This window comes from uncultured Nostoc sp., assembly GCF_964245445.1.
Classification (GTDB): domain Bacteria; phylum Cyanobacteriota; class Cyanobacteriia; order Cyanobacteriales; family Nostocaceae; genus Nostoc.
The window spans coordinates 28,327-32,537 of sequence record NZ_CAXTNE010000055.1 but is presented as its reverse complement, the minus strand read 5'-3'; the positions used below and the strand labels follow the sequence as shown (position 1 = coordinate 32,537).

Below are 4,211 nucleotides of genomic sequence, written 5' to 3'. Positions count from 1 at the left end.
CTGCTCCCTGCCCCCCTGCCTACACCGCGATAGGATATTTTTTTATTTGGAAGTCCCTTATCGTCTTTGGGACGTAATTTTAGGTTAAAAAATTTCGATCAAGGAATTAAACGTGCTAAGTATATTTGTTTGGGCTAGGGGAAAAAATAACAGATTCCCTGGTTGTCAAAACAGTTAATATGTAAACTCATAATTTTTTAGGCGAAATAGACAGTCAAATCGCCTAAGTCGCTAACAAACTATGCTCAATATCAGTCAACTTGAATCTTCCCTGTGGGAAGCCGCAGACCAACTCCGTGCTAACTCCAAACTCAATGCTAATGAATACAGTATGCCCGTACTAGGGCTAATCTTTCTTCGCCATGCGACAAATCGCTTCAATGCTGTAAACGCGGAGATTGAAAAGGGTTTACCCTCGCGGGGTGGTAGAAAACGCCCGATTACCATAGATGACTTTAAAGGAAAGTCAGCAATTTTTTTACCAATTGAGGCTCAGTACGATCGCATTTTGAATTTGGCAGAAAACGCAGATATTGGCAAAGCAATCAATGCAGCGATGAAAGCGATTGAAGATGAAACTCAGATGTTGCAAGGGGTGTTACCGAAGGAGTACACCAGTTTTGAGCAAGATTTGCTGTATAACTTAGTGCGAATTTTTGACCGGGAGGAGTTGCGTACAGCCACGGGTGATGTGTTTGGGCGAATTTATGAGTATTTTCTAAATAAGTTTGCTATGAGTGGCGCACAGGAAGGAGGAGAATTTTTTACACCGCCTTCTTTGGTACGCACCATTGTAAATATGATTGAACCTGACCGGGGAAATGTTTTAGACCCTGCTTGCGGTAGTGCGGGTATGTTTGTGCAGACGGGACATTTTGTGGAAAATCGCGGTGAGGATGCAGCTGCAAAGATTACTTTTTACGGACAGGAAAAATCGGATACTAACACGCGTTTGGCGCGAATGAATTTAGCGGTTCACGGGTTAGAAGGGATAATTCGCCAGGGTAATACTTTTTATGATCGCTGGGAAGAGTTGCTGGGTCAATGTGATTTTGTCATGTCTAACCCGCCATTTAATGTAGATGGGGTGAGTCCAGAGAAGGTGAAGACTGACTCCCGGCTGTTTACTGAAAAAAAGATACCGGGAATTGCTGCCAAAACTAAAGCGGTGAGCAATGCAAATTACCTCTGGATACAGTATTTTTACAGTTATTTAAATGAGCGAGGTAGAGCCGGATTTGTGATGGCGAGTTCGGCATCGGATGCGGGACATGGGGAAAAGGAGATTCGAGAGGAGTTAATCGCCACTCAAGCGGTGGATATGATTATCTCTATTGGCACGAACTTTTTTTACACAAAATCGCTACCTTGTACATTGTGGTTTTTCGACAAGGGAAAACCAGCAGAACGCCAAAACAAAGTGTTGATGATTGATGCGCGGAATGTTTACCGAGTAGTGACGCGCAAAATCCGCGATTTTAGTGAAGAACAACTCCAGAATATCACGGCGATCGCTTGGTTGTATCGCGGTCAGCAGGAACGTTATTTAGGGTTAGTGGGGGAATATTTAAATAAGACGCACCAAGAAGCAGGGACTATTGAGGGTGTGTTGACACAGTTGGAGTCACCGTTAGTTAAGTTGATGCAATTGTTGCATACTTTTAGCGATCGTCTTGGGGCTTCGCTTCCTTTATTAAAGGATTTACCCGAAGTTGAGGGATTAGTTGCTGAAGATATCGCCAATCAGAATATAGAGACTTTCCGCGCTACTTTGTCTGAGTTGGAAGCGGGAATTCAAGAATTTACTGCGGCGAGAGTTGGTTTAATTGGGGAGTTACAAGTGCATTTGGCGTGGTTTGCAGAGAAGAACCTAACCCCCCTACCCCCCTTCCCTACAAGGGAAGGGGGGAAAGATAATTACTCCCCTCCCCTTGTAGGGGAGGGGTTGGGGGAGAGGTCATTTTCTACTAACGAAGCGCAAAAAGACTGTGCAGCAAGGTTTGCACTTTTTATTCCCCAATTGAAAACTCTGCAAAAGCACATTAACGAAGTGCATAAAATCGGTACTCGCGCTGTGGAACTGGCGGAGAAAAAGCTAGAAGCGCGGAAACAGGATATTTGGGATGGGAAGGAAGTTAAAAAACAACGTGATGCACTGGATATAGTGCGAGATGAAGCTATTTTTGCTATTAAGTCTACGCTGTATGTGAAAGCACAAGTTAGCTGGTTACAATCTCGCTTTCCCGAAGCGGTGTTTGTGGATGTATCAGGGTTGTGTAAGGTGGTAACGCGGGATGAAATAACCCAGCAGGATAGTAGTTTAACACCTGGGCGTTATGTGGGTGTGACTGCTTTAGATGGAGAAGATGAGGAGGATTTTGAGGAGAGAATGCGGGAAATTCATTTAGAGTTGGCGAGTTTGAATGAGGAAGCGGTGGAGTTAGCGGCGAGTATTGCGGCGAATTTTGAGGAGTTATTGTGATTACTGTTGCAAATTCAAAAGGCTATCGTTGCTGTACTCTTGGCGATGTAATTACTCTAAAAAGAGGTTATGACTTACCACATAATCAGCGTCTACAAGGAGAAGTACCTGTTGTTTCATCTTCGGGAATAACCGGAAGACATGATAAAGCTAAAGTAAAAGCTCCAGGAGTTGTAACTGGTCGATACGGTACACTTGGCGAGGTATTCTACATTGAAGAGGATTTCTGGCCTTTAAACACTGCTCTTTATATATGTGATTTTAAAGGAAATCACCCAAAGTTTATTTCCTATATGTTGCGTACATTAGGGCTAGGACTTCAGAATGCTGCTGGTGCAGTTCCAGGTATTAATCGAAATGTACTTCATAAAATCCCTATAACTATACCTAACATTCAAACACAACAACACATTGCTAAGATTCTCTCAAATTACGATCGCCTCATCGACAACAACAACCGCCGAATAGCACTGCTGGAAGAGTCTATCCACCAGCTTTACAAAGAATGGTTTGTGCGATCGCGCTTCCCTGGCTACGAGTCAGTGAAGGTAGTTGATGGCATTCCAGAGGGTTGGGATTTGGTCAATTTTACTGATATTGCCGATGTTTTAAGTGGTGGAACACCAAAGACACAAATATCTGCTTATTGGGATGGAAATATTCCATTTTTCACTCCTAAAGATGCACCATCCTCCTGTTATGTAATGTCAACAGCTAAAACTATCACTGATTTAGGTTTAAATAAATGTAATAGTAAGCTTTATCCGAAAAATACTGTGTTTGTTACTGCTAGAGGAACAGTTGGAAAAACAGTATTAGCAGCAGTAAATATGGCAATGAATCAATCATGTTTTGCTTTAAAAGGAAAAGAAGGCATTAATCAATACTTTCTATTTTTAAATGTTAAAACTCATGTTGAATATCTTCGTGGAAGTGCTAATGGTGCAACATTTGATGCAATTATAATAGATAATTTTCGCCGCCTAAAAGTTATGAAACCTCAACGTGAAATACTAGATAAATTTGAAATTACAGTTGAACCTATTTTTAAACAAGTGCTGATTCTTCTAAAAATGAATGTTAAATTACAACAAGCTCGCGATTTACTCCTTCCTCGCCTGATGAATGGAAGTATAGCCGTGTAAAAAGCAAATAGCTATCACATTTTAATTGACAAAAGACTCTCATAATGATATTGACTTTTAATCCAGAAACTTACGCGCTTTTACTAGCTAAGTATCAACCAAAAGTAATTACAAATGACACAGAAAACGAACAAGCAACACTCATAGCCGAAGAACTCGCGCACCGAACAAACCGAACATCTGAAGAATCGGCTTTATATGACTTGTTGATTGCTTTAATAGAAAAATATGAAGATGAAAAATACCCAATGGGTGAGACAACCCCATTATCAATGCTTCTCCATTTAATCGAAGCTCGAAATTTAAAACAAACTGATTTAATCGGTGTAATCGGTTCGAGTAGTGTTGTCTCTGAAATTCTCAACGGTAAGCAACAGATTAGTAAAGCACAAGCGAAAGCATTAGGTGAATTTTTCCAAGTTGATGCTGACTTCTTTATACATTAATTATTGTTCAGGCGTAGTTCAGGCGTAGGTTGGGTTGAGGAACGAAACCCAACATTATCAAGGCTTTCGTTCAGAAAACAAGTGCTTTCGTTCAGAACACAAGGGCTTTCGTTCAGAACACGAGGGCTTTCGTTCAGA

General features: G+C 41.3%; 3 protein-coding genes. All 3 read left to right on the top strand.

The window, feature by feature from the left end:
• The first annotated feature begins 241 nt into the window (after positions 1 to 241).
• The 3 genes from ACFE90_RS12370 to ACFE90_RS12360 are packed head-to-tail and all read left to right on the top strand — an operon-like array spanning position 242 to position 4,073.
• Complete coding sequence (locus ACFE90_RS12370) at positions 242 to 2,482, top strand: N-6 DNA methylase (protein WP_375500852.1); 2,241 nt, start codon at positions 242 to 244, stop codon at positions 2,480 to 2,482.
• A complete protein-coding gene (locus ACFE90_RS12365; protein WP_375500850.1) occupies positions 2,479 to 3,627 on the top strand; it encodes a restriction endonuclease subunit S in 1,149 nt (382 codons plus the stop codon). Before ACFE90_RS12370 ends, ACFE90_RS12365 begins: the two co-directional genes overlap by 4 nt.
• Before the next feature lie 44 nt (positions 3,628 to 3,671).
• The gene (locus ACFE90_RS12360) at positions 3,672 to 4,073 is read left to right on the top strand and encodes a type II toxin-antitoxin system HigA family antitoxin (protein WP_375500848.1); all 402 of its coding nucleotides are present in this window, start codon (positions 3,672 to 3,674) and stop codon (positions 4,071 to 4,073) included.
• The last annotated feature ends 138 nt before the right edge of the window (positions 4,074 to 4,211 follow it).